Source organism: Actinospica acidithermotolerans (assembly GCF_018139625.1).
In the GTDB taxonomy this organism is placed as follows: Bacteria; Actinomycetota; Actinomycetes; order Streptomycetales; family Catenulisporaceae; genus Actinospica; species Actinospica acidithermotolerans.
Genome location: NZ_JAGSOH010000016.1, coordinates 1 through 25,666 on the forward strand (window position 1 = coordinate 1; position 25,666 = coordinate 25,666).

22 protein-coding genes are annotated in these 25,666 nt (G+C 70.7%); 9 read left to right on the forward strand and 13 right to left on the reverse strand.

The window, feature by feature from the left end; genetic code table 11:
- Window positions 1-148 precede the first annotated feature (148 nt).
- A complete protein-coding gene (locus tag KDK95_RS08445; RefSeq protein ID WP_212517482.1) occupies window positions 149-1,303 on the forward strand; it encodes a hypothetical protein in 1,155 nt (384 codons plus the stop codon).
- A 34-nt stretch (window positions 1,304-1,337) separates the two neighbouring features.
- Here KDK95_RS08445 and KDK95_RS08450 read toward each other — a convergent pair whose 3' ends face one another.
- Complete coding sequence (locus tag KDK95_RS08450; RefSeq protein WP_212517483.1) at window positions 1,338-2,195, reverse strand: helix-turn-helix transcriptional regulator; 858 nt, start codon at window positions 2,193-2,195, stop codon at window positions 1,338-1,340.
- Window positions 2,196-2,281: 86 nt separating this feature from the next.
- Here KDK95_RS08450 and KDK95_RS08455 point away from each other — a divergent pair, with 86 nt between their 5' ends.
- The gene (locus KDK95_RS08455) at window positions 2,282-3,583 is read left to right on the forward strand and encodes an NAD(P)/FAD-dependent oxidoreductase (protein WP_212517484.1); all 1,302 of its coding nucleotides are present in this window, start codon (window positions 2,282-2,284) and stop codon (window positions 3,581-3,583) included.
- A gap of 39 nt (window positions 3,584-3,622) precedes the next feature.
- Window positions 3,623-4,447 (forward strand): SDR family NAD(P)-dependent oxidoreductase, encoded by an 825-nt coding sequence (locus tag KDK95_RS08460; RefSeq protein WP_212517485.1) that lies wholly within the window; start codon window positions 3,623-3,625, stop codon window positions 4,445-4,447.
- An 8-nt stretch (window positions 4,448-4,455) separates the two neighbouring features.
- Here the strand turns inward: KDK95_RS08460 and KDK95_RS08465 are convergent, their stop codons facing one another.
- From KDK95_RS08465 to KDK95_RS08480, 4 genes are all read right to left on the reverse strand, one after another.
- The gene (locus KDK95_RS08465) at window positions 4,456-5,253 is read right to left on the reverse strand and encodes a hypothetical protein (RefSeq protein WP_212517486.1); all 798 of its coding nucleotides are present in this window, start codon (window positions 5,251-5,253) and stop codon (window positions 4,456-4,458) included.
- 48 nt (window positions 5,254-5,301) lie between these two features.
- The gene (locus KDK95_RS08470; RefSeq protein WP_307844281.1) at window positions 5,302-6,120 is read right to left on the reverse strand and encodes an SAM-dependent methyltransferase; all 819 of its coding nucleotides are present in this window, start codon (window positions 6,118-6,120) and stop codon (window positions 5,302-5,304) included.
- A 100-nt stretch (window positions 6,121-6,220) separates the two neighbouring features.
- Window positions 6,221-7,252 carry an L-glyceraldehyde 3-phosphate reductase gene (mgrA, locus tag KDK95_RS08475; protein ID WP_212517487.1) on the reverse strand — a complete coding sequence of 344 codons (1,032 nt, stop codon included), beginning with the start codon at window positions 7,250-7,252 and terminating at the stop codon, window positions 6,221-6,223.
- 170 nt (window positions 7,253-7,422) lie between these two features.
- Window positions 7,423-8,268: an SAM-dependent methyltransferase gene (locus KDK95_RS08480; protein ID WP_212517488.1), complete on the reverse strand. Its 846-nt coding sequence runs from the start codon at window positions 8,266-8,268 to the stop codon at window positions 7,423-7,425.
- A 142-nt stretch (window positions 8,269-8,410) separates the two neighbouring features.
- Here KDK95_RS08480 and KDK95_RS08485 point away from each other — a divergent pair, with 142 nt between their 5' ends.
- Window positions 8,411-9,046, forward strand: a complete 636-nt coding sequence (locus KDK95_RS08485; protein WP_212517489.1) for an alpha/beta hydrolase family protein — start codon at window positions 8,411-8,413, stop codon at window positions 9,044-9,046.
- A gap of 11 nt (window positions 9,047-9,057) precedes the next feature.
- Here KDK95_RS08485 and KDK95_RS08490 read toward each other — a convergent pair whose 3' ends face one another.
- Entirely contained in the window at window positions 9,058-10,176 is a 1,119-nt protein-coding gene (locus KDK95_RS08490) for an NAD(P)-binding domain-containing protein (RefSeq protein ID WP_212517490.1), read from the reverse strand.
- A 199-nt stretch (window positions 10,177-10,375) separates the two neighbouring features.
- Here KDK95_RS08490 and KDK95_RS08495 point away from each other — a divergent pair, with 199 nt between their 5' ends.
- The 5 genes from KDK95_RS08495 (at window position 10,376) to KDK95_RS08515 (ending at window position 18,790) form a co-directional block, all read left to right on the forward strand.
- On the forward strand, window positions 10,376-12,211 hold the full coding sequence (locus KDK95_RS08495) for an ABC transporter ATP-binding protein (protein ID WP_212517491.1): 1,836 nt from the start codon (window positions 10,376-10,378) through the stop codon (window positions 12,209-12,211).
- Entirely contained in the window at window positions 12,208-13,995 is a 1,788-nt protein-coding gene (locus KDK95_RS08500) for an ABC transporter ATP-binding protein (protein ID WP_212517492.1), read from the forward strand. Before KDK95_RS08495 ends, KDK95_RS08500 begins: the two co-directional genes overlap by 4 nt.
- A 168-nt stretch (window positions 13,996-14,163) precedes the next feature.
- Window positions 14,164-14,883 carry a G1 family glutamic endopeptidase gene (locus KDK95_RS08505; protein WP_212517493.1) on the forward strand — a complete coding sequence of 240 codons (720 nt, stop codon included), beginning with the start codon at window positions 14,164-14,166 and terminating at the stop codon, window positions 14,881-14,883.
- Between the two features lie 121 nt (window positions 14,884-15,004).
- On the forward strand, window positions 15,005-17,083 hold the full coding sequence (locus KDK95_RS08510) for a cellulose binding domain-containing protein (protein ID WP_212517494.1): 2,079 nt from the start codon (window positions 15,005-15,007) through the stop codon (window positions 17,081-17,083).
- A gap of 39 nt (window positions 17,084-17,122) precedes the next feature.
- Window positions 17,123-18,790 (forward strand): cellulase family glycosylhydrolase, encoded by a 1,668-nt coding sequence (locus KDK95_RS08515; RefSeq protein ID WP_212517495.1) that lies wholly within the window; start codon window positions 17,123-17,125, stop codon window positions 18,788-18,790.
- 27 nt (window positions 18,791-18,817) lie between these two features.
- On the opposite strand, the gene KDK95_RS08520 is transcribed toward KDK95_RS08515, so the two are convergent.
- From KDK95_RS08520 to paaZ, 7 genes are all read right to left on the reverse strand, one after another.
- The gene (locus KDK95_RS08520; RefSeq protein ID WP_212517496.1) at window positions 18,818-19,345 is read right to left on the reverse strand and encodes a hypothetical protein; all 528 of its coding nucleotides are present in this window, start codon (window positions 19,343-19,345) and stop codon (window positions 18,818-18,820) included.
- Between the two features lie 65 nt (window positions 19,346-19,410).
- Window positions 19,411-20,541 carry a 1,2-phenylacetyl-CoA epoxidase subunit PaaE gene (gene paaE, locus KDK95_RS08525; protein ID WP_249160712.1) on the reverse strand — a complete coding sequence of 377 codons (1,131 nt, stop codon included), beginning with the start codon at window positions 20,539-20,541 and terminating at the stop codon, window positions 19,411-19,413.
- A 61-nt stretch (window positions 20,542-20,602) separates the two neighbouring features.
- On the reverse strand, window positions 20,603-21,094 hold the full coding sequence (paaD, locus tag KDK95_RS08530; RefSeq protein ID WP_372463290.1) for a 1,2-phenylacetyl-CoA epoxidase subunit PaaD: 492 nt from the start codon (window positions 21,092-21,094) through the stop codon (window positions 20,603-20,605).
- 200 nt (window positions 21,095-21,294) lie between these two features.
- Entirely contained in the window at window positions 21,295-22,176 is an 882-nt protein-coding gene (paaC, locus tag KDK95_RS08535; protein WP_212517499.1) for a 1,2-phenylacetyl-CoA epoxidase subunit PaaC, read from the reverse strand.
- On the reverse strand, window positions 22,173-22,541 hold the full coding sequence (gene paaB / locus KDK95_RS08540; protein WP_212517500.1) for a 1,2-phenylacetyl-CoA epoxidase subunit PaaB: 369 nt from the start codon (window positions 22,539-22,541) through the stop codon (window positions 22,173-22,175). The genes paaC and paaB overlap by 4 nt, the downstream gene beginning before the upstream one ends.
- The gene (paaA, locus tag KDK95_RS08545; protein WP_212517501.1) at window positions 22,538-23,488 is read right to left on the reverse strand and encodes a 1,2-phenylacetyl-CoA epoxidase subunit PaaA; all 951 of its coding nucleotides are present in this window, start codon (window positions 23,486-23,488) and stop codon (window positions 22,538-22,540) included. Before paaA ends, paaB begins: the two co-directional genes overlap by 4 nt.
- Window positions 23,485-25,527 (reverse strand): phenylacetic acid degradation bifunctional protein PaaZ, encoded by a 2,043-nt coding sequence (gene paaZ / locus KDK95_RS08550; protein ID WP_212517502.1) that lies wholly within the window; start codon window positions 25,525-25,527, stop codon window positions 23,485-23,487. Before paaZ ends, paaA begins: the two co-directional genes overlap by 4 nt.
- Window positions 25,528-25,666 lie beyond the last annotated feature (139 nt).

Genomic DNA, 25,666 nt, shown 5'->3' on the forward strand with positions numbered 1-25,666 from the left:
GAGCGGGGGCGCGTGGCTTCGTTCCGCGTTCCCGCAGCATGGCAGGCAATCGGGCGAAGCAGTGAACCGATTCGGTGTTTCGTCCGTGCACTGAGCTTGAGTGAGCGCCCTCGACTGCCGGAGGCCGAATGGACGGACGGGCTGAACCATGACATCGACTCTGCCCGACCTGAACATCGCGAAGACCCCGATCTACGAGAGCCTGGTGGCCGCCAGCGGCGACCCGTACCAGATCGACGGGCCCGCGGACGGCCGGCCGCTGCCCGCCGTGAGCACGGACTTCGGCGCGGCGAACGACATCCTGGGCCGGCTGCTCGCCCAAGGCGGCGCGGACGGCGAGGGCTGGGTCGCGGTGGTTCTCGTCGGCGGACCCGCGGCCGCCCAGCTCAGCCGGCAGCTGGCGCAGGGCACGATGGCCGGACTGCCCGGGTACTTCTCCGGCGGATACAACGTGCTCGCCGCCTACCAGAGTCCGCAGGCCATCCACACGATGCAGGCCGCGCAGACGCTCCCGAGCCAGGGCCAGCCGTGGTGGAAGCCCGAACTCCCGTACTCGGCCACCGCGCAGGCGCTGCCCGCGCCCGGCCCGGCCTTGCCGCCGCCCGCGCCGCTCGCGTTCGAAGCCGGCGTCTCCGCTTCCGGCGTCTCCGCCTACCAGCCCGGCTACGCCTACGGCTACCAGTCGTACGGCGACACCGGCACCAGCCCCGCGGTGACCGACGACCCCATCGCGGCGAGCATGGCCTCCCACATGGCTACCGGGATCGTGCAGAACGCTCTGCAGGCCAGCTCGCCGAGCGGGTTCACCGGAATGGGCGGCACTGCGGCTGGCACGGCCGCCGATCCGGCCGCGCTGTACGCCGCGATGCAGGCCCAGGCTCAGGCCCAGATGCAGGCCCAGGCGCAAATGCAGGCCCAGGCCCAGATGCAGGCTCTGGCCCAGGCCCGGACACAGCTCGAGACGAGCGGTCAGTACCCGGTCACGCCGACGCCGACGCCGACGCCGGCCCAGCCCGACATGGGCGTGATGTCCGAGTGGATCAACGCGGCGAACGCCGCCGCGCTCCAGGAGATCCAGGCAGCGCAGACCGCCGACGACAGTCCCGGTCCGCGCGTCCCGATGCCCACGATGGTCTTCCCGCCCGGCGCGGTCCCGATGATGCCAGGCGCCTACCCGGGTTACCCCGGCGCCACGTACGCGGCCATGGAACGGCCGGCCGGCGGCCGCGATGAGGAAGAGGACTTCGCCGACAGCCGCTTCGGCCGTCTCGCTTCCGCGATGCGAGCACTGCGTGGTCGGTAGCCGCACGCTCCACGGCTCATCCCGGTCTCAGCACTCAGGCCTCGGCGTGCAGCGTCTGCGTGCCCAGGACGATGGCGAGCGCGAGCCGGTCGGCGTCCTCCGTTCCCGGTTCGGCCGTGTAGACGGAGATCCGCAGGTCGTCGACCGCGACGATCAGTGTGTCGCAGTCGAGCGTGATGCGGCCGACTTCGGGGTGGTCGACGACCTTCCGCTTCGAGGTGTCGGGCGGCGGGGGCGGAGTGTCGGATGCCCAGAGCTCTGCGAAGCGCGGGCTCTGGTCGGCGAGGTCTGCGATCAGTCGTCGCAGCGCCTGGTCCGCGGGATACCGGGAGGCCGTCAGGCGCAGGTCGGCGACGAGCCGTGCCTCGTGCTCCGCCTGCTCCTGCGCCGTGTGCACGGTACGTGAGCGCGGGCCCAAGAGGTTGCGCCAGATGGCGTTGCGTTCGATTCCGTGCCACGCCGAGGTCTCGCCCATCAGCGCGTCGTATGGAGCGTTGGCGAGAACCAGCGTCCAGGTGGCGTCGTGCACGGCGACGGGGGTGTGCGCGAGGCGGTCGAGCAGCCGTTGCACGCTCGGGGTCACGCGCGAGCTGACGACGCCGTGGCCGGGAGAGGCGTGACCGGCCAGTTCGTAGAGCAGGTCGCGTTCCCGGTCGGAGATCCGCAGCGCCTGCGCCAGGGCCTCCACGACCTGAGCCGAGGGCGCGGTAGCGCGTCCCTGCTCCAAACGGGTGAGGTAGTCGGCTGAGATCCCGGCGAGCCCGGCCAGCTCCTCGCGGCGCAGCCCGGGCGCGCGGCGGCGCCGGCCGACCGGCACGCCCGCCACCTCGGGCCGGACCCGGTCGCGCCAGCGGCGCACCGTCCGGCCGAACTCCCACGACGACGATTCCACCCCTCCAGTCTGCGCGTGCGCCGGGCCGTTGTCGTGGCCCCGGCGCTCCTAGGATCCGATCGGCGCACTATGCGAGACTTACCGGCGTGGGTGATCACGAAAACGCGGACCTGAGCCCCGACGACGCGCTCGAAGCCGTCGAACCGCCCGTCGGCGCCGAGGCCGGCGCCGAGGTCGAATTCGACGTCGCCGTGGTGGGGGCGGGGCCGGCCGGGGCGATCGCCGCGTGCGTGGCGGCCCGCCGGGGACTGCGGGTCGCGCTGATCGATCGCAATACGTTTCCCCGCGACAAGACGTGCGGCGACGGCATCGGACCCGGCGCCGTCCGGGTGCTGCGGGAGCTCGGCATCGACTCGGTGCTCGAAGGCCGCCCGCGCATCGCGTCCATCACGATGTTCGGGACCGAAGGCGAGCGGAGCGAAAGCCCCGTCCCCGATATCCGCGGCACGTCCACCGACGTGTTCGTCGTGCCGCGTCTCGATTTCGACGAGCACCTGTTCCGCGCGGCGCTCGCGTCGGGCGCCGCGGACATGACCGGCACACGGTACGTCGGCATGTCAGGCTACGATGATCGAGCACGAACGATCGAGCTGCGTGACGCCTCGGGCGCGCGCAAGTCGCTGCGCGCACATCTCGTCATCGGCGCGGACGGCGTGTACTCGACCGTGCGCAAAGACCTCGTCGGCAAGGACGGGATGGACCCGGAGTACTCGGGCATCGCGATGCGCGCGTACGTCGAATGCCCCGACTTCGAGGGCGGCGCCGCCGGGGCGAGCATGCTGTTCGAGTTCGACAGGGACCTGCTGCCGTCCTACGGCTGGGTCTTCCCGGTCGGCGACGGCACCGTCAACATCGGCGTCGGACTCCCCATCTCCCAGCTGCGCGAGCGCGGCGCCGACCTGCGCCGGCTGCTCGCCGAATTCGCCGACCGGCTGCGCGAGCGCGGCCTCGAGATCGGCGAGATCAGGGACGAGCGCGCGCACCAACTCCGTGCACTGATGGAGATGCCGCCGCTGACGTTCGAGCGCGCGGCCCTGATCGGCGACGCGGCGTCGATGATCAACCCGGTCAGCGGCGAGGGCATCGCGTACGCCATGACCGCTGCGCAGCGCCTGGTCAAGGCTCTGCCGGCCGACCTCTCCGACGGCCGCGCCCTGGCCGCCGCGCTGACCGGGTTCGAGCGCCGCTTCCGCTCAGGCCACCGGATGCACCTGCTGTCCTGCCGCCTGACCATGGTCATGCTTCGCCGGTCGGCGACCGCCGCGGTGGTCGTCCGCGCGCTGCAGACCGACCCGCGCGTGCTCGGCGGCGTCTTCAGCATGCTCTTCGGCGACGGGCGGCTAAACGCCACGACCGCGCTACGCATCGCGAGGCACGCAGTGCGGTAGAAGACCTCTGACCGCATCACGTCGTTGGAGGGGACCACGGTGGCACGTCGCTGGCTGGTGACCGGATGTTCGTCAGGGCTCGGATTCGCGCTGGCCGAGGCGCTGGCCGAAGCGGGGGATCGGGCCGTGGTCACCGCGCGCCGGGCGTCCTCCCTCGCCGAACTCGCCGAGGCCTGGCCGGACAACATCATCCCGGCGGCGATGGACCTGTGCGACGCGCAGCAGTGCGAGGACGCGGTCAAGACCGCCGTCGACCGGCTCGGCGGCCTCGACGTGCTCGTCAACAACGCGGGCGGCGGCCTGTTCGGCGCCGTCGAGGAGGTCGGCGACGACGAGCTGCGCGACCAGTTCGAAAGCCTCGTCATCGGGCCGTGGCGGTTGATCCGCCTCGCGCTCCCGGTCATGCGCGCCCAAGGCTCGGGACACATCGTGAACATCTCCACGCTCGGCGCGCGTTCCCCGGTGCCCGGCCTCTCCGCATACCTCAGCGGCAAGCAGGCGCTCGAGGGCATGAGCCAGGCGCTCGCCGCAGAGGTGGCCGGGCACGGCATCCGCGTATCGGTCATCGAGCCCGGCCCCTACGCCACGAACTACGGCACCGCACTCGCCGAGGTTTCCGCCAGGCTCCCCGCCTACGAGGATCTCGCCGGCGTGATCGGGATGTTCCGCGGGATGCGGGAGAACCCGGCCGTGGGCCGTCCCGCGGAATTCGCCGAACTCGTCCTGCGCGTCGTCGGCTCGCCCGCGCCGGCCCCGCTGCGAATCCCCGTCGGCCCCGGCGCTTACGAGATGATCGGCGAGGCTCTCGCCGCCTCCGCCGAAGAACTCGAATCCGCCCGGGCGTTCACCCGGGACGGCGACTGAGTCTCGTATCAGAGCTCGATGACCGGGCGGACGCAGAACTCCTCGTACATTCCCGCGCCCTCGCCCAGGACGAACTCGGCCATGCCCGGGTTGCGGCTGGCCGTCGCGAGGGGCAGCCACTCGACGAAGGAGCCGTAGCCGCCGCAGACGGCTTCGCCGCCGTCGCCGCCCTTGACGACGGCGGGGTCGCTGGTGATTTCGGAGTCGTAGACCTCGTGCGCGATGTGCAGGCCGAGGGGGTTGCGCCGGCGGTGCGGGCCGTCGGCGTAGGGGTAGGGGGAGCGCTCGAAGGGGCAGTGCTCGGCCCACCACCACAGCGTCGGGCTGCCGAGGCCGCAGGCGTGCTCCCATTCGTCGGGGCTCGGCATCCGCAGGCCCCGCCCGGCCAGGGCCTGCGGGGTCTCGTCGACCGGGTCGGTCAGCCGCTCGCTCTCGACGGCGAGCAGGAACGCGGGAAGGGTGACGGCGCGGCGCGGGGACAGGCGCTCGCGCAGGATCTCGCGGGGGTCGTCCGGGAAGCCGAACCTGCCGCCGATCGTCTCCTCCTTGTACCAGGCGAGCATGTGGTCCGCGGGCTGCCAGCGGTCGACGTCGTAGCCGACCTCGGTCCGGCCGCCGGGGACCAGGGCGTAGAGGTCCTGTTCGCGTTCGATGAGGGCCTGGTGCAGCGCGGCGCCCCGGTACTCGGCGCTGGTGACGGCCGAGAGGCGGCCGCCGACCCGGTCGGCTATCTGCTCGGCGAGCCGGGTGGCGGCGCCCGTGTCGAGGCGCCGCCAGTCGGCGAGGGTGAGGTCAGCGAAATCCACGAGTCGGATTATGGCGACGGCCTCTGACAATCTCCCGGAGCCCGGGGGTCAGCGCCGGCCGACGCCGGCGAGCATCGAGTAGCGCGTCACGTCGCCGCCGAGCGGGTCGGGCGGCGACTGCGGCTCGGGACGCCAGTGGATGATGTCGACGAGGCCGGGGTCGAGCAGCTCGTAGCCGGCCATCATCGCGCCGATCGCGTCCCGCGTACGCAGCCGCATGGTGTGGCTGGCCCGCGTGTAGACGTCTTCCACGCGGCGCACCGCGTCGGGGCGGTAGTCGCTGGTGCCGTGGCTGAGCGCGAGGTACGAGCCGCACACGGTCTCGTCGCGGTAGGCGGCGACGATCCCGGCCGGGTCGTCCTCGTCGGGGACGAAGGGCAGCGAGGCGAACATGAGCAGCGCGACCGGGCGCGAGAGGTCGAGGAAGCCGGCGACGCGCGGGTTGGACAGGACCGCGTCGGCGTCGCGAAGGTCGGCGTAGACGGCGGTGGCCCCGGGGACGTGCGCGAGCAGCGCGGTGCTGTGCGCGATGGCGACGGCGTCCGCGTCCACGTAGACCACGCGCGCGTTCGGGTTGATCGCGTGCACGACCTCGTGCACGTTGCCGGCCGTGGGGATGCCGGAGCCGAGGTCGAGGAACTGGTCGACGCCGATCACGGCGAGGTGCGTCACGGCGCGGCGCAGGAACGCGCGGTTCGCCTGGCACAGGTGCGCTACGTCCGGCCACGCCTCGATCGTGCGCGCCGCGAGCTGCCGGTCCGCGGCGAAGTTGTGCGATCCGCCCAGGTAGAAGTCGTACATGCGGGCCGCGGACGGAGTCTCGATCTCCACCTCGTCCGGAGCCCAGACCGGTCGGTGCTGCGTCACTGCCGCCTCCCCTTGAAAATCCAACGAGCCGCGCGGTGTGAGCTTACGTCACATCGCGCGGCCGCGCAGGGGGCTCGAACGGGGGCCGGCGAGGGTCTGGCTACGCCTCGCCGGAGGCGGCCCAGAGGTTGATGCCGGCCTCGATCGCGTACTTGTCGATCCGCTCCAGCTCCTGCTCGCTGAAGCCGAGCCGGTCGAGCGCGCCGAGGCTGTCATCGAGCTGCGCGACGCTGCTGGCGCCGATCAGCACCGAGGTCACGCGCGGGTCCCGCAGCGCCCACGAGAGCGCCATCTGCGCGAGCGACTGCCCGCGCTCGGCGGCCATCGCGTTGAGCGCACGGACGTGATCGAGCGTGCGGTCGTTGAGCATGTCCGTGGACAGCGACGAGTTGCGGGCGGCGCGCGAGCCGGCGGGAATGCCGTCGAGGTACTTGCTCGTCAGAATGCCCTGCGCGAGCGGCGAGAAGGCGATGCAGCCGACGCCGGTCTCGCCGAGCACGTCGAGCAGCCCGTGCTCGATCCAGCGGTTCAGCATCGAGTACGAGGGCTGATGGATCAGCAGCGGCGTGCCGAGCGAGCGGAGGATCTCGACGGCCTCGCGGGTGCGCTCGGGGCTGTAGGACGAGATGCCCGCGTACAGCGCGCGCCCGGAGCGGACGGCCGTGTCGAGCGCGCCCATTGTCTCCTCGAGCGGCGTCGAGGGGTCGAAGCGGTGGCTGTAGAAGATGTCGACGTAGTCGAGGCCCATCCGGGCCAGGGACTGGTCGAGGCTCGCCAGCAGGTACTTGCGCGAGCCGCCGCCCTGGCCGTACGGCCCCGGCCACATGTCGTAGCCGGCCTTCGTGGAGATGATCAGCTCGTCGCGGTGCGCGCGGAAGTCCTCGGCGAAGATCCGGCCGAAGTTGCGCTCCGCGCTGCCGTAGGGCGGCCCGTAGTTGTTGGCCAGGTCGAAGTGGGTGACGCCGCGGTCGAAGGCGCGCCGCAGGATCGCCCGCTGCGTGGCGATCGGCAGCCCCTCGTCGCCGAAGTTGTGCCAGAGCCCGAGGGAGATCGCGGGCAGGTCGAGGCCGGAGCGTCCGCATCGGCGGAACGTCGCGTCGTCGTAGCGGTCCGCGGCAGCCTGGTAATCCATGGTCGTACTCCGGTGGATGGTGGGATCTGCTGTCCCCACCCACTCTGGTCCGGCCCCACTGATCTGTCCAATAGAAGAATGTGATCCGCCCGATCACCTGGGAAGCTCAATCCCGGCGCTCTCCCGGCATGATCCCTATCGGCCCGAGCGCCCGATCGGCCCGGGCGGCGTCAGGGCTTGCGCGCGACGATGCCGCCGATGCAGCGCGAGGCCGGACTCGGGTTGCGCAGCACCGGGCCGTCCGGCCACCACTCCGAGCACGGCACCAGGCCGATGTCGCCCTCGCCGTTGGCCTGGATGAACTCCAGCCCGGGCAGCATGGCCTCGATCTCGGCGCGGGTGCGGAAGGCGCCGGCGCCGAGCGGCCCGCGCACGAGGACGTCCTCGATGCGCTTCGCGATGTCGGTGAGCTCCGGGACCTCCGGGTCGAGGAAGTGGCTGAACACGACGTACGAGCCGGACGCGAGCGCGTCGATGTACTCGCCCATCACGGCCGGGCCGTCGTCGCCGACCAGGTGGTGCAGCGTGCCGACGTGCAGCAGGACCACGGGCTCGGCGAAGTCGATGTTGGTGAGCACGACCGGGTTCTCCAGCACCGCGCGCGGCTTGAAGATGTCGGCCTCGATCATGTGCGTGAACTCCTCGTCGGCCAGCAGCGCGCGGCCGTGGGCGAGCACGACGGGATCGTTGTCCACGTAGACGACCTGCGCCTCGGGCTGCAGCCGGTGCACGATCTGGTGGGTGTTCTCCGCCGTCGGCAGGCCGGATCCGCAGTCGAGGAACTGCTGGACGCCGGTCTGCGCGGCCAGGAACCGGCACGCGCGGTTCAGGAACCCGCGGTTGCCGCGCGCGATGTCCGCGGCCTCGGGTACGGCCTCGAGGACCTTGCCCATCACCACGCGGTCGACGGCGTAGTGGTCCTTGCCGCCGAGGAATCCGTCGTAGACACGCGCGATGCTCGGTCGATCAGGGTCGATCCCGACCGGCGCCTGGCTCGGCGAAGTCCCGGAGCTCACTGAAATCCTCACCTCGAATACTCTTCTGATCGTACGTCAGGTCTCTCGGACAGAGTACTCGCGTACGGCCGCGACACCATGTACCGATGCGGGCAGAGCGCAGGAAAGGGCGGGCCTGCATGGCGGCCACTAGGGTGGGTTCATGCAGGTGCTCGTGCCGACTCCGCTCGGGGACGCCCGGATCACGCGTTTCCCCGCGGTCGGCGCGTGCCGTGCCGCGCTGTTGGCGAGCCATGGGGCAGGCGGGGGCGTCGAGGCGCCGGATCTGCAGGCGCTGGCGGCCGACCTGCCGAAGGACGGGATCGAGGTAGCCCTGGTCGAGCAGCCGTGGCGGGTGGCCGGAAAGCGGCTCGTCCCGCGCCCGTATGCGCTCGACACGGGCTGGCGCGCGGTCATGGAGTGGTGGGCGGCGAACGCCGGCTCGGACGGTATCCCGGTGATCGTCGGCGGCCGCAGCGCGGGCGCCCGCGTCGCATGCCGGACCGGTGCCGAGACCGGAGCGCACGGCGTGCTGGCCCTCTCGTTCCCGCTGCATCCGCCGGGAAAGCCGGAGAAGTCGCGAATCGCCGAACTTCTCGGCAGCGGGCTCCCGACGCTGGTCGTCGTGGGCGCGATGGACCCGTTCGGCGCCCCTTCCGAATACCCGGAGCTGCCGCCGACGCATCGGCTGGTCGGCTTGCCGGCCGGCGACCACGGCTTCTCCGTGCGCAAGACCCAGACGCCGGTGATCGACGACATCACGCGCGCGGTAGGGGCGTGGATCGACTCCATCCTCTGACGCGGACGCCCTCAGCTCACTGAAAGCGGTTCCGCAGCACGCGAAGCCAGCAGCTCGCGGATCTCGCGCACGGCCTCGCGTCCGGCGTGGTTGGCGCCGACGGTGCTGGCCGACGGCCCGTAGCCGACGAGGTGCAGCCGCGGCTCGAGCGCGACACGCGTGCCGTCCATGGTGATTCCGCCACCGGGAGCGCGCAGATGCAGCGGGGCGAGGTGGTCGAGCGCGGCACGCCAGCCGGTGCACCACAAGATCACGTCCGCCTCGACGAATCGCGGTGCTCCCGCCTCCGCGCGGTCCCACGCGACGCCGTTCGGCGTGATCCGATCGAACATCGGAAGCCGGTTGAGCACGCCACTGCGCTGCGCCTCGCGTACCGCGTCGGTGACCGGCAACCCGGTGACGCTCACCACGCTCTGCGGGACGAGCCCCTCGCGCACCCTGCGCTCGACCATGGCGACGACTTCGCGTCCGTACTCGCGGGTGAACGGCCGATCGCGGAACACCGGCGGACGCCGCGTGACCCAGGTCGTCGACGCACCGGCCTGCGCGAGCTCCGTCAGCAGCTGGATGGCGGTGATCCCGCCGCCGACCACGACCACGCGTTTGCCTGCGAAGTGCTGCGCGCCCGGATAGGTCGCGGCGTGCAACTGCTGTCCGCCGAAGGTCTCACGGCCCGGGTAGTAGGGCCAGAACGGCCTGGTCCACGTTCCGGTCGCGTTGATCACGGCACGTGCCGCCCACGTCCCGGCGTCGCTCTCCACGAGCAGCCGGTCGTCCGGTCCATACCGCACAGCGCGAACGGAGACCGGCCGGCGGACGGGGAGCTGGAATCGCTCCTCGAAGGTCGCGAAGTAGCGGGGGACCGCGACCGAGGCGCGCTCCAGCGGGGACGGCGGGTCGAAGGCCATGCCGGGCAGGTCGAAGATGCCGTTCACGGTCTCCATGCGCAGCGTCGGCCATCGGTGCTGCCAGGCCCCGCCGGGCGCACGATCGCCGTCGAGGACCACGTAGCCGCCGTCCGGCTCGAATCCGGCGCGGCGCAGGAAGTAGGCGCTCGACAGGCCCGCCTGGCCGGCGCCGATCACCACGACGTCGGTCTTGCGCGTCTCGCCGTCACCCTTGCTGCTCACGGTTACTTGAACACTCAAGGAACGCCGTTGCTTCCGCGGGTCTGATGAGCAAATCGTCGAATCGCTTCGACGATCCAAATCACGTTGTCACAGCGTGTTGGGAACGTTAAATCGGTTGACTCCTGGATCTCGGCGATGGAAGGGTCGAAGCGCTTCGATCCTGGCCGAGGTCCTGAAAGTGACGTATGAGGTGTTGCGCGTGGTTTTGAACGATGAGCGGCGCGAGCGGTTGCGCATACGCCGGCAACTGGTCGGGCTGCTGCGCGACGGCGGCGGCGTCGCGACCGCGCTGTTCTGCCTGATCCAGCTGGCCAACGGCGTACTTCCCGCGCTCACCGCACTCGCCACGGCGGCCGTGGTCGGCAGCGTCGGCCACGGGACGGGGACCTCGCGCATCGTCGTGCCGCTGACGCTGCTGGCCGCCGCGCTGATCGTCGGCCAGGTGCTCTCGGCGATCCAGTTCCCCACCTCCCTGGTCATCCAGAGCCGCATCGACCTGGCCCACCGCGAGCGGGTCGCGGAGCTCGCCTCCCGGTCCTCGACGATCACGGTGCTCGAGCAGCCCGCCGTGCAGGACCTGATCGCCACCGTCAACGCCGAGCCCTCCACCTGGATCGAGAAGACGCCGGGCCAGGGTTCCACCGCGCAGCTCATGCTGATCGTGCGCTACTTCGGGCTGGTCAGCTCCGCGCTCGTCCTCGCGCGGTTCTCCTGGTGGCTCGTGCCGGTCCTGGTCGTGCCCGCCTTCGCCTACCGCGCGTTCGCGCAGCACCAGTGGCTCAACCACTTCACGATCTGGGCACGCGGCATCTCGCACCACCGGCGCTACCAGTACTGGGGCAAGCTCGCCGCGGCGCCGGCGGAGGGCAAGGAGATCCGCGTGTTCGGGCTCGACGAATGGGTGTCGCGCACCGGACAGAACCACGGCCTCACGCACATGCGACCGGTTTGGGAGGACGACTACCGCGCAGCCCGCGCGAAGTGGCTGCAGTCCGTGCTCGTGTTCGTGCCGCTTCTGCTCGCGTTCCTCGCCGTCGGGATCCAGACCGAGCACGGCCACAGCAGCCTGGCCACCGAGACCGTGGTACTCACGGCGGCCTGGGCCGTCTTCCAGGCCATGGGCAATACCTTCGACTCCGTCGCAGTCCAGGGCGTCATGCCGGTGATGCGCGCCTACAACGCACTCACCTCGGCACTCGCCGACGACGCGCCGGCCGTCACCGACGCCGCGCCGCTGTCACACACCCCGACGCTCACGTTCGACGACGTGTCGTTCCGCTACCCCGGCAGCTCGCGCGACATCCTCAAGGGCCTGGCCCTGGACATCGCGCCCGGAGATCTCGTCGCGCTCGTCGGCATGAACGGCGCCGGCAAGTCCACGCTCACCAAACTCCTCGCCGGACTGTACGAACCAACTGCCGGCAGCATCCGCGCCGACGGCCGCGACATCACCGAGATCGGCTACACCGCCTGGCGTCGGGAACTGGCGATCGTCTTCCAGGACTTCGTCCGCTATCCGCTGTCGGCCAGGGAGAACGTCGCGCTCGGCGCGGACATCGACCAGGCCGCGCTCGACGCCGCGGCGCGCGAGGCCGGGTTCGACGAGGTGCTCGCCCGGCTGCCCGCCGGCTGGGACACGCCGCTGTCGAAGGAGCGCGCCGGGGGAGTGGACCTGTCCGGGGGCCAGTGGCAGCAGGTCGTGCTCACCCGGGCGATCTACGCCGTGAAACGCGGAGCGAAGGTCCTGGTGCTCGACGAGCCGACCGCGCACCTCGACGTGCGCACCGAATTCGAGGTCTTCGAACGGCTGGCCCGGCTGGCCAGGGACGCCACGGTGATCCTCATCTCGCATCGTCTCTCGACCGTCCGCCAGGCCGACCGGATCGTGCTGCTCGGCAGCGGCCGCATCCTCGAATCGGGCACCCACGACGAGCTGATGGCGCTCGACGGGCGCTACGCCGACATGTTCAACATCCAGGCCGAGCGGTTCCGCGAGGGATACGACGACCGCGTCGAAGAGGGGGAGCTGCTGTGAGGACCTGGGCCGTCTGGCGCGACAACGCCGCGGTATGGCGGGAGATCTTCGGCGTCTGCTGGCGACGTAGCAGGGTGCTGTTCCTCTCCGTGTGCATCTGCATGGCGCTCGACACCTTCGCGATCGCCGGGATCGGCCTCGCGCTGCGCGCGGTGGTCACCGGCACGACCGAGTCCCGCGGCGCGCTGATCGTCCTCGGAGCGGCCGGCGCCGCGTTCGGCTACGCCGCCGACGTCACCTTCAGCGAGCTCACCTTCAGCATGCGCATCAACCTGTGCGAGCTCGTCGCCCGGGAGCACTACGACCGGCAGATCCAGCTGGCCGCGATGGGCATCGAAGGCATCGAGCACCTTGAGCAGACCGAGTACCTCGACAAGCTCACGTCGCTCGAGCAGACCTGGGCCATCGGGCAGTCCGCATGGAGCGCCGTGGAGGCGTTCGCGCTCGTCGCACGGCTGTTCCTGGTCCTCGGCCTGCTCGGCAGCATCAGCCCGGTGCTGCTGGTCATCCTGGTCGCGGGCGTCGTCCCGCTCTACTTCGAGCAGCGGTCGCGCACGGTCATCCAGGCCGCCGACGAGGCGCGCTCGCAGGACAAGCGGCTCCAGCGCCGGCTGTTCGAGATCCTCACCGGCGGCGCCACCGGCAAGGAGGTGCGCGTAGCCGGCACCAGCGCGCATCTGGTGCGGCTGCAGCGCGAGGCGGCCGAGCGCAGCGAGCGCGTCTGGCTGCGCGCCAACCTGGAGGCCGGATTCCTCGGCGCCCTCGGCTGGAGCATCTTCGTGGCCGCGTTCGTCGCCGGACTCGCCGTCGTCGTCGACGACGCCGCGCACAACCCGGCGCACCTCGGCGACATCGTGCTGACGATCACCGTCGGGACGCAGCTGCGCTCGCTCGTGCAGAACGCGGTGCGCGCCTCGACCAACACCGGCGGGTCGGGCCGCATCCTCGAGCCCTACCGCTGGCTGCGCGCCTACCAGGCCGAGCACGTCTCGGCCGCGACGAACCCGGCTCCCGACGGCCTGCGCGAGGGGATCACGTTCGAGGACGTGACCTTCACCTACGCCAACAGCGGGCATCCCGCGCTCGCCGGCCTCTCCGTGCACCTGCCGGCGGGAAGCATCGTCGCGATCGTCGGCGAGTACGGCTCCGGCAAGACCACGATCGTCAAGCTGCTGGAGAAGATGTACCGCCCGACCTCGGGCCGCATCCTGGTCGACGGCGTCGACCTCGCGACCATCGACACCCGCGCCTGGCGCTCGTCGACCGCCGCCGCCTTCCAGGACTTCGGCCGCTACCAGAGCACGTTCGCGCAGGCCATCGCCCTCGGCGACCTCGAGCACCCCGAGCGGCTGGCCGAGGCCGTGGCCCATGCCGACGCGCAGTCCCTGGTCGACCGGCTCCCCGACGGCCTCGACACGCAGCTCGGCCGGGCGTTCGACGGCGTGGACCTGTCCGAGGGCCAGTGGCAGAAGCTCGCGCTGGCCCGCGCGTCCATGCGGCAGGCTCCGCTGCTGTTCGTACTCGACGAGCCGACGGCCTCGCTCGACGCCCCGAGCGAGCACGCCATCTTCGAGCGCTACATGGAACGAGCCCGGGCGATCGCACCCGGCGGCATCACGGTCATCGTCTCGCACCGCTTCTCCACGGTGGCGGGAGCCGACCTGATCCTCGTGCTCGACAAGGGCCGCCTGGCCGACGCCGGCACGCACGAGGAGCTCCTGGCCGCCTCGCCCACGTACGCCGCGCTCTACTCGCTGCAGCAGACCGCTTACGCCGGACCGTGACGTTCCGTCAGGGTTCTTCCGTCCGACACGGCAATTCGCTCAACTCTTAACGCCGGTGCGGTCCTTGCCGGTTCTCATGAGGATCGGCAGGCTCAATGCTGATACCCCGGAGCCGCCCACGGTCCGGGGACGTCAGCATCCTGAATCGCTACCCACGGAAGAGTCAGCATGCGCAGATTCCTGATACGCGTCGCCACCCTGGCGACCGCGGCGACCGCGATCGTCGCGCCCGCGGCGTCGGCCACCACCACGGCCGCCCACGAGCTCGGCTTCAAGCCCCTGCACTACAACATCAACGGCTACAACTGGGGCGGCTACGCCGCCACCGGCAGCGGCTTCACCTCCGTCTCGGCGAGCTGGACCGAGCGGGCCGCGACCTGCAACTCCACGAACGACCTGTACGCGCCCTGGGTCGGCATCGACGGCTACGGCAGCTCGACCGTCGAGCAGACCGGCGTGGCCACCGACTGCTCCAGCGGCAGCCCCGTCGACGAGCCCTGGTACGAGATGTACCCGGCCAACCCGGTCTACCTGAACACGAGCACGTACCCGGTCAGGTCCGGCGACGCCATCTCGGCCTCGGTGACCTACGCCGGCAGCAGCAAGTACACGCTCAAGCTCTCCGACTCCACCCGCGGCTGGACCTACACCACCACCAAGAGCCTCTCCGCGTCGCGGGTCAGCGCCGAGGTCATCATCGAGTCGCCGACCGGGGCCTACCCGAACTTCGGCACGCTGCGCTTCACCTCGGCGACCGTGAACGGCTCGTCTCTCGGCTCGTTCGGCCCGACCGCGCTCGACCCGAGCTCGAACGGCGTCTACGAGGCCAAGACCAGCGCCCTCGGCTCCAGCGGAACCAGCTTCACCGAAACCTACCTGCACGAGTAGCGGGAGGGCCGCCGCGCCGGGCGCGCGGTGAACTGAAATTTTCAACTGCCGACGTCGGCCTTTCCGGGCCGGCGTCGGCAGTGCTTTGACGTGTGCGGAAGCCCTCCCACACCATCCGAGCGTGACCAGACCCCTTTCCGCGCGGCTCGCCCTGCTCGCGGCCGCCGCCCTCGTCGGCGCAGGCCTGAGCCAGTCGGCCGTCTTGACGCCCGCGTCCGCCGCCGCCGCGCCGACGGCCGACGTGACCGTGAACGCGAACGAGGGGGACGGCACCATCCCCTCGACCGGCTACGGCCTGAACACCGCCGTGTGGGACGGCCAGATGAACTCGGCCACGACGCAGGGCCTGCTGTCCTCGGCCGGCGTCGGCATGCTGCGCTATCCCGGCGGCTCGTACGGCGACATCTACAACTGGCAGGACAACACCGCGCCGGGCGGCTACGTCGCGCCGGGCACCGACTTCGACCAGTTCATGGGCACAGCGAAGGCGATCGGCGCGCAGCCGATCCTGATCGCCAACTACGGCAGCGGCACCCCGGCCGAGGCCGCCGCGTGGGTCAAGTACGCGAACGTCACCCAGGGATACGGAGCGAAGTACTGGGAGATCGGGAACGAGATCTACGGCAACGGCTACTACGGCGACGGCTGGGAGACCGACGACCACGCGAGCAAGAGCCCGACGACGTACGCGGACAACGTCCTGCAGTATGCGAGCGCGATGAAGGCCGTGGACCCGACGATCCAGGTGGGCGCCGTGCTCACGCTGCCGGGCAACTGGCCGGACGGCGTGCTCGCCTCCGGCGACTCGGCTGACTGGAACCGGACCGTGCTCTCCATCGCGGGCTCGGCGATCGACTTCGTCATCGTGCACTGGTACCCGAGCGGCAGCGGCGCCCAGGCGGCGCTCGGCGAGCCGGCGCAGCTGACCGGAGAGCTCGCGCAGTTGCGGCAGGAGATCGCCGAGTACGCGGGCCCGCGCGCCTCGTCCATCCACGTGGCGCTGACCGAGATGAACTCGAACGTGGACGAGGACACCCAGCCCGACGCGCTGTTCGCAGCGGACGCGTACATGACCGCGCTGGAGGACGGCGCGTTCACGGTCGACTGGTGGGACACGCGCAACGGCCCCGGCACGATCTCGACGGCCCCGGACGGAGCTACCGACTTCGGCGACTACGGCATCATCTCGAGCGGCACCTGCGTCGGATCCACCTGCGAGCCGGCGGCCAACACCCCGTTCCCGACCTATTACGCCATCAGCATGCTGAGTAAGCTCGGGCGCCCCGGCGACCTGATGGTCGGCGCGAGTACGGACCGGGAGCTCGTCTCGGCGCACGCGGTGCGCCAGGCGAACGGCGACCTCGCGGTGATGATCGTGAACAAGGACCCGGACAACTCGTACACGGTGAATCTCAACTACGCGGGATACACGCCGAGCGCTGCCACTCCGACGGTGTACACGTACGCCGACGAGGGCACCGCGATCACCAGCGCCCGGCAGGGCACGAGCGCCAGCCAGACGATCGCGCCGTACTCGGTCGAGACGGTGGTCCTCACCCCGCAGTCGAACCAATTCAGTGCCCTGAGCGCACCCGGAACGCCGTCGGTCAGCCAGGTGAGCGCGACCGGCGCGACCGTGAGCTGGGGCGCCTCGACCGGAGGGTCGGTGACGCGCTACGAGGTGGAGCAGCAGTACGGCACGGACAGCCAGCTGCTCGCCGAGTCCGCCGGCACCTCGGCGACGCTGCAGAACCTGGTCCCGGGCACCACGTACACGCTGAACGTCCTGGCCACCGACCAGTCGGGCAAGCTCTCCGAGCCCTCTGATCCGGTCACCTTCACCACGACCACCCCGGCGAGCAGCACCTGCGCCGTCGACTACCACCTGACCGCCGGCTGGGGCAGCGGCTACGTCGCCGCGGTGACGCTCTCCGACACCGGCCCGAACCCGATCGACGGCTGGACGCTGACCTTCAGCTTCCCGAGCACCGGCGAGACGCTCGGCAGCGGCTGGAACGCCAACTGGTCGCAGTCCGGGCAGAACGTCGAGGCCACGAGCCTGTCCTGGAACGCGCAGCTGGCGGCCGACGGCGGCAATTCGCAGAGCATCGGATTCGTCGGGAACAACACCGGCGCCTATCCGTCGCCCGCCGCCGTCAGCCTCAACGGCACGGTCTGCACGACGACGTACTCCGACTGATCCGACGCACGCGACCTACGGAAACAGCGAGCTGACATCATGACCCTCCCCACCCGCCTTCGCCTGTACGCCACGCTGGCCGTCAACCTCGTCCTGGCCCTGCTCGCCGCCGTCCTGACCACGCTGACCGCGGCGACGCCCGCCGCCGCGGCAGCCGGCGTCGGCGCAGGGTACTGGCACACCTCCGGCAACCGGATCCTCGACTCCGCCGGCGAACCGGTCCGCATCGCCGGCATCAACTGGTACGGCTTCGAGACCCCCGACGAGATCGCCCACGGCCTGTGGGCGCAGGACTACCACGCCGTCATCGACGACATCAAAGCCCTGGGATACAACACGATCCGCATCCCGTTCTCGAACCAGATGGTCGAGGACCCGATCGTGCCGCAGAACCTCAGCTTCTACAACACCGGCCCGATCAACCTCGACCTCAAGGGACTCAACGCCCTGCAGGACCTGCAGAAGATCGTCGCCTACGCCGGCCAGGACGGCCTGAAGGTCATCCTCGACGACCACCGCTCCGAGGCCGGCGAATCCGCCGAGTCCAACGGGCTCTGGTATACGAGCACGTACACGAATCAGAACTGGATCGACGACTGGACGACGATCGCGAAGCTGTTCGCGGGCAACCCGACCGTCGTCGGCTTCGACCTGCGCAACGAGCCGCACACACCCGCCGGCGACACGTACGCCGAGGGCGCGACGTGGGGGACCGGCGACACGGGCACGGACGTGCGCCTCGCCTACGAGAACGCCGGCGACGCCGTCCTGGCCGCCGACCCGAACGCGCTGATCTTCTGCGAGGGCATCAGCGAGTACCCGGACAGCTCGGCGTCCGGCGGCTACGACTCGACCTGGTGGGGCGGCGACCTGCAAGGCGTCGCGCAGTACCCGGTCCAGCTCAGCAGCCCCGGCCACGTCGTCTACTCCGCGCACGACTACGGCCCGAACCTGTTCCAGCAGACCTGGTTCAACTCCTCGACCACCACGGCCAGTCTCGAATCGGAGTGGAACAAGAACTGGGGCTACATCTACAGCCAGAACCTCGCCCCGGTCTGGGTGGGCGAGTTCGGCACCGACAACACGGCCGCCGACGTCTCCAGCACCACCGCCGGATCGCAGGGCCAGTGGTTCTCCTCGCTCGTCGCGTACCTGACCTCGAACCCGTGGATGGGCTGGACCTACTGGGCCCTCAACGGCGAAGACTCCTACGCGCTCCTCGACAGCAACTACGACGCCACGCCGGCCAGCGCCCAGAAGCAGTCGCTCCTCGCCACCATCCAGTTCGCCCTGCCCGGCGCCGTGAACGGCACCCCGAGCGCATCGGCGTCCGCGTCGGCGTCCGCGTCGGCGTCGGCCACCTCCACCGGAACCGGCACAGGCTCCGGCTCCGCATCGGCCACCTGCACCTACTCGTTGACCAGCACCTGGTCCGGCGGCTTCCAAGGCCAGGTCGTCATCGCCGACACCGGCACCGCGGCGATCAACGGCTGGACGCTCGCGTGGACGTTCCCCGGCGATCAGAAACTCAACAACCTCTGGGCCGGCACCTACACCCAGACCGGCGAGCAGATCACCGTCACCGCGGCCTCGTACGACGCGGACATCGCCGCCGGCTCCTCGGTGACCGTCGGATTCACCGGCACCTACACCTCCAGCGACGCGAACCCGACATCGTTCACTCTCAACGGAGCCGCCTGCAGCTGATCGCAGACCAGTCAGGCATGACGCTGCTCATGCCGCCGGTGCGGCATCCAGCCGAAACCGGCGGCATGGGCAGTTCCTTCGGAGCAGGTCCAGGCAGCGGCAGCGACGCATCAGTTTCCGATCGCCGATCACATGGTTCGGGCCACCCGCGCCGACGATGGCGAACAGGACGAACGCGAAGCAGAGAAACGCAACGCCTCCGGCTGTGCCCGTCGCAGCGCTCAGCCCGCCACGACCGATCACGAACGCCGAATCGACCTCGACGCCGCTTATGGCCGCCGCGACGATGGCCGCCACCCGCATGTGGCGACGGAGGTAGCCGCGCGCCGACGCGAGCACCACTCCCGGCAGTACCGCACTGACCAGTCCGACAAGCCCGCCGACGACGCCGCCGATCACGGTCACCGCCAAGGCGACGAGCAGGACCCGCGGCCCGCCGATCACCGCGAACATCAGGCAGAGCCCGCCGATGACCGGCCCGCCGATCACTGCTCCGTTCCAGGCGCCGTACATCAGCGCACGGACCAGGGCCGACCCGCGCGAACCCGCCATCATTCGACGTCCCTCCCCAGGAATCCGACTCGAGCCCAGTGTGGCAGAGACGTCCCTGCCGTTCTCTGTCAGGCGTCGTAGTCGACAACCACCGTCTCCGAACCCGGGGTCGACTGGCAGGTCAGGACGAAGCCGGAGTCGAGCTCGGACTGATCAAGCGCAAAGTTGCGGTGCATCTCGACCTTGCCGTCGGTGACCTTCGCGCGGCACGTCCCGCACACGCCACCCTTGCAGGCGAACGGCAGGTCGGGACGAGCCCGCTGGGCTCCGTCGAGGATGGAGGAGTCGCGGGCGATGGCCACCGTCGTGGAGCGGCCGTCCAGCACGATGGTCACGTCGCTGGACTCGCCGGCCACCGACGGGTCCACGTGGCGTACGGCGATGGGAGTGGCGCCGTCCACGAAGAACAGCTCGCGGTGAATGCGGTCGTCGGGGACTCCGGCGTCGCTCAGGTAGTCGCGGACTGAGGTGACGAGCTCGAAGGGGCCGCAGAGCCACCAGTGGTCCACGCTGCGCGGATCGCCGAGCAGCGGTCGCAGGGCCGTGAGCTTCCCGGCGTCGATACGGCCGCTGAACAGCTCGGCCTCACGCGGCTCGCGGGAGAGCACATGCATCACTTCGAGGCGCGTCGGATAGCGGTCCTTCAGGTCGGCGACTTCGTCGGCGAACATCACGGTGTCGGTGCGGCGGTTGCCGTAGAGCAGCGTGACCGTCGTGCCGGGGTCGCGCAGTACCGTCGCCGCGATCGACAGGAGCGGGGTGATCCCGGAACCGGCGGCGATCAGCACGTGCCGACCCGAGGTTGAGACGTCCGGGGTGAAGGTACCCGTCGGCGTGCCGACCTCGATCTCGTCGCCGGGGCGCACCTCCCGGACCAGCCACCGGGAGAACAGACCGTCGGCGACCTCGCGCACGCCGATCCGCGGCGCAGACCCCTCGGGCGCGCAGATCGAGTACGAGCGGCGCTCCTCGCGGCCCTCGACCACCCGACGCAGCGTCAGCGACTGACCGGCCCGAAAGGCATACTTGTCGGCCAGATCGCCGGGCACGTGGAAGGTCACGGCCACCGCGTCGTCGCACAGCGGGCTGACGGCGGCGACGCGCAGGGCGTGGAACTCCCCGCGCAACCGCGAAGGCGTCGCGGACTCAGCGGGCGTCGTGGCCGTGGACCCGGTGGGCGCGGCGGACTCAGCTGGCATCGCGGAGCCGGCGGGTGCCGCGGACCCGGCGGGCGTCGCAGACGGGGCGGACGCGCTCACGTCAGATCTCCTTCACGTGCTCGAACGGCTCGGCGCAGGACCGGCAGCGGCGCAGCGCCTTGCACGCGGTCGCGCTGAACCGGGACACCTCCTCGGTGTCGGCGGAACCGCACCTGGGGCAGACCACCCGGCTCACGGTCGGGCCGAGCGTCAGCGGAACCGGCCCGGTCCGCCGCCGCACGGAGCCCGGCGGCGCGATCCCGGCCTCGGCCAGCTTCCGGCGGCCGCTCTCGCTGATCCAGTCCGAGGACCAGGCCGGAGCCAGGACGGTCCGGATCTCCACGTCGGCGTACCCGGCGTCGCGCAGAGCGTGCTCCAGGTCGTCGCGCATCGCGTCCATCGCCGGGCAGCCGGTGTACGTCGGCGTGATCGAGACCACGACCCGGCCGTCGTCGTCCTCGGCGACGGAGCGCAGCACGCCCAGTTCGTCGAGGGTGAGCATCGGCAGCTCGGGATCGGTCACCGTCGCCGCGACCGACCGAGCCCCGCTCACCGTCGCAGTCACAGTGCCGCTCACCGTCTCGGCCCTCGTGCCGCTTGCCGTCGTGGCCCTCGTGCCGCTCACCGTCGCCATCACTGGCTTGCTCGTCGTCGTGGCCCTCGCGCCGCTCGCCGTGCCGCTCTCCGTGGTGGCCCTCGTGCCGCCCACCGTCGCAGTCACAGTGCCGCTCCCCGTCGTGGCCATCGCGCCGCTCACCATGTCGCCTCCGGGTTCGCCCGGGCCACGCTCTGCAGTTCGGCCAGGAGGTGGCCCATGGCCTCGGTGTGGATGCCGTCGCGGCCGGTCCGCGCCGACACGCCGGCGGCCGGGGCCGCCTCCGGAGCGCCGAGCTTCGCGGCGAGCATGACCTGCGCCAGAACGTTGTCGAACTCCTCGCGCAGCTCCGCGGGGTCTACGGCGACGCCCTCGGCGGCCAGTGCCCGCTCGATCGGGTGCGTCGCGAACAGTTCGCCGAGGTACGGCCAGATCGAGGCCATGCCCTCCATCAGCCGCTCGCGCGAGTACTCGGTGCCGTCGCCGAGGCGGACCGCCCATTGCGCCGCGTAGTCGCGGTGGTAGGTGACCTCCTTGACGCCCTTGTCGGCGATGGCGGCCAGCACCGGATCGCGCGAGCCCGTCAGCCGGTCGAGCAGGGCGAGCCGCCAGCAGGAGAACACCAGCAGACGCGCCGTCAGCTCGCCGAAGTCGCCGCGCTCGAGCTCGGCGAGCCGGACGTTGCGGAACTCCTGCTCGTCGCGCAGGAACGCGTACCGGTCCTCGGCGCCGTCCAGGCCCTGCGCCCGGCCGGCCCGGGCCAGCAGCAGCCTGGCCTGGCCGAGCAGGTCGAGGGCGATGTTCGCGATGGCGACCTCGTCCTCCAGCTCGGGCGCGTTCGTGCACCACTCCTGCAGCCGGTGCGAGAAGATCAGCGCGTCGTCGCCGAGCATCAGGCAGTACGCGGCCAGGTCGGCGGCGTCCACGCCGTCCGGGATCGTCGCGTCCACGCCGGAGAGCGGGTCCTCGAACCCGGTGCCGAACGCCCAGCGGGCGTCGTTCTCCTCGGTCAGCGACTCGTAGACGTTGTCGAAGCTCATATGTGCGGGACCTCGTCCGGGATCTCGTAGAACGTCGGATGGCGGTAGACCTTGTCGTTGCTCGGCGCGAAGAACGGGTCCTTCTCGTCGGGCGAGGACGCGGCGATGTGCGCGGCGCGCACCGCCCAGATCGACACCCCCTCGTTGCGCCGGGTGTAGAGGTCGCGCGCGTTGCGCAGGGCCATCTCGTCGTCCGCGGCGTGCAGCGAGCCGACGTGCACGTGGTTCAGGCCGCGCTTGCCGCGGATGAACACCTCGTACAGCGGCCAGCCGCGCTCGGGGGCCTGCGCCTCCGGGGTCTTCGGGGTCTCCCGAGCCCGGTCACTCGTCTCCTGAGCCCGGTCACTCGTCGTCCGGTCACTCATCGGTCGTCCTCCCGCCGGTTCTTCGCGGCGTGCACCGCCGCGGCCTCGCGCACCCACGCGCCTTCCTCGTGTGCGCTACGCCGCTGGGCGATGCGCGCCGCGTTGCAGGGGCCGTTGCCGCCCACGACGTTCTTGAACTCGGCCCAGTCGATCTCGCCGAAGTCGTAGTGCCCGCGCTCGGCGTTCCAGCGCAGTTCGGGGTCCGGGAAGGTGACGCCGAGCGCCTCGGCCTGCGGTATCGACATGTCGACAAAACGCTGTCGCAGCTCGTCGTTCGTGTGCCGCTTGATCTTCCACGCCATCGACTGCGCGGAGTTCGGCGATTCGGCGTCCGGCGGCCCGAACATCATCAGCGCCGGCCACCACCAGCGGTCCACGGCGTCCTGCACCATGGCCCGCTGCTTCTCGGTGCCCTTCATCATCTTCGTCAGCAGCTCGTAGCCCTGCCGCTGGTGGAAGGACTCCTCCTTGCAGATCCGGATCATCGCCCGCGCGTACGGCCCGTACGAGCTGCGGCACAGCGGGACCTGGTTGCAGATCGCCGCGCCGTCCACGAGCCAGCCGATCACGCCGACGTCCGCGAACGAGAGCGTCGGGTAGTTGAAGATCGACGAGTACTTCTGCCGGCCGCTGATCAGCCGCTCCGTCAGATCGGTGCGGTCCGCGCCGAGCGTTTCCGCGGCCGAGTACAGGTACAGACCGTGCCCGGCCTCGTCCTGCACCTTGGCCAGCAGGATCGCCTTGCGGCGCAGCGAGGGCGCGCGGGTGATCCAGTTGCCCTCGGGCTGCATGCCGATGATCTCGGAGTGCGCGTGCTGCGCGATCTGCCGGAGCACCGTCTTGCGGTAGCCCTCCGGCACCCAGTCGCGCGGCTCGATCCGCTGGTCGCGCTCGATGGTGTGCTCGAAATGAGCCTCGAGCTCGGTCTCGGTGAGCGTCGTGGTCATCGGTCCTCCTTCGCCACGAGCGTCAGCACGTCGTACTTGGCGACCGACTCGCCGTTCTGGTTGGTGACGTCGGCGTCCCAGCGCACCTCGCCGTACTCCTGGTCGATCCGCCGGGTGATCTGCTTCGCGGTGAGCGTCACGGTCAGCGTGTCGCCGACCTTCACCGGCGTCAGGAACCGCAGGTTCTCCAGGCCGTAGTTCGCCAGGACCGGGCCGGGCTCCGGGGAGACGAACAGGCCGGCCGCGAAGGACACGACGAGGTAGCCGTGCGCGACGATGCCGCCGAACAGCGGGTTTTCGGCGGCTGCCGCCGGGTCGGTGTGCGCGTAGAAGGTGTCGCCGGTGAACTCGGCGAAGTGGTCGATGTCGGCCAGGGTGACCGTGCGCGGGCCGGCCGTGACCGAGTCCCCGATCCGCAGCTGCGCGAGGGACTTGCGGAACGGGTGGACCTCGTCCTCGAGGCGCGGAGCGCCGGGAATCCAGGTGCCGGTCACGGCGCCGAGCGCGGCGGGGGAGCCCTGTACCGCCGTGCGCTGCATGTGGTGCAGCACGCCGCGGATGCCGCCCATCTCCTCGCCGCCGCCCGCGCGGCCGGGACCGCCGTGCACCAGCTGCGGCATCGGCGAACCGTGGCCGGTCGACTCCTTGGCATCGTCGGCGTCGAGGACCAGCAGACGGCCGTGGAACGGCGCCGCACCCAGCACGACCTCGCGCACGAATCCCTTGTCCGCGCTCACGATCGAGCCGGCGAGGCTGCCGCCGCCGCGCGCCGCGAGGTCGATCGCGTGCTGCGTCGAGGTGTAGGGGAGCAGCGTCGAGACCGGTCCGAACGCCTCGACCTCGTGCGGCTCGGCGCGCTCCGGATCGGCCTTGAGCAGCACCGGCGAGATGAACGCGCCGCGCGCGGCGTCCGCGTCCACGACTTCGACGGCCTCCGGGTCGCCGAACACCACGGTGCCCGCGTCCAGCAGCGCCTTCAGCGAGCGCCGAACCTCCTCGCGCTGCTCCAGGCTGGCCAGCGCGCCCATCCGGACGCCCTCGGCGGCGGGATTGCCGACGGCGACCTTCGCGAGCCGCGCGCTCGCGGCGGCGGCGACGTCGTCGAGCAGCTCGGCCGGGACGATCGCGCGGCGGATCGCGGTGCACTTCTGGCCGGCCTTCACCGTCATCTCGGTGACCAGCTGCTTGACGTAGAGGTCGAACTCGGTCGTGCCCGGCCGGGCGTCGGGGCCGAGGATCGAGCAGTTCAGCGAGTCGGCCTCGGCGTTGAACCGCACCGCGTTGCGCACGACCGCCGGGTGGGCACGCAGCTTCTGCGCGGTGGACGCCGAGCCGGTGAACGACACGAGGTCCTGCGAGGTGAGGTGGTCGAAGAGGTCTCCGACGCTGCCGGCGACGAACTGCAGCGAGCCCTCGGGCAGGATGCCGGATTCGACGATGAGCTCTACGAGGCGCGCGGTCAGATAAGCGGTCTGGCTCGCCGGCTTCACCAGGCTCGGAACTCCGGCCAGGAATGCGGGCGCGAACTTCTCCAGCGGACCCCACACCGGGAAGTTGAACGCGTTGATCTGCACCGCGACGCCCCGCAGCGGAGTCGCGATGTGCTGGGCGACGAACGTGCCGCCCTTGCTCAGCGGCTCGACGTTGCCCTCGACGTAGACGGTGTCGTTCGGCAGCTCGCGCTTGCCCTTGGAACCGTAGCTGAACAGCACCCCGATGCCGCCGTCGATGTCGACCATCGAGTCGGTCTTGGTCGCGCCCGTCCGCGCCGAGAGCGCGTAGAGCTCGTCCCGGTGCTCGCGCAGGTGCGAGGCCAGCGCCTTGAGCAGTGCCGCACGCTGGTGGAAGGTCAGTTCGCGCAGTGCCGGTCCGCCCACCGTCCGCCCGTAGTCGAGCGCGGCCGCGAAGTCCACGCCGGCCGACGACACCCGCGCGACCTCCTCGCCGGTGACGGCGTCGTGCAGCGCGACGCCCCCGTCCGTCGCCGTGTGCCACGTCCCGGAGACGTAGCTGCGCAACAGCGGTGTCGCGTGCCCCATGGGTCCTCCTGAGCGATTAACTGACCGAACGTTCGGATGGTAAGCCTAGCAAGGCCGCCGCGTCGAGGGAAGCTCTTGACACCCCCGGAGCTTGCGTTTTAACTGGGCCTAGCTTTTTCCTACCGTCCGTTCGGTCAGT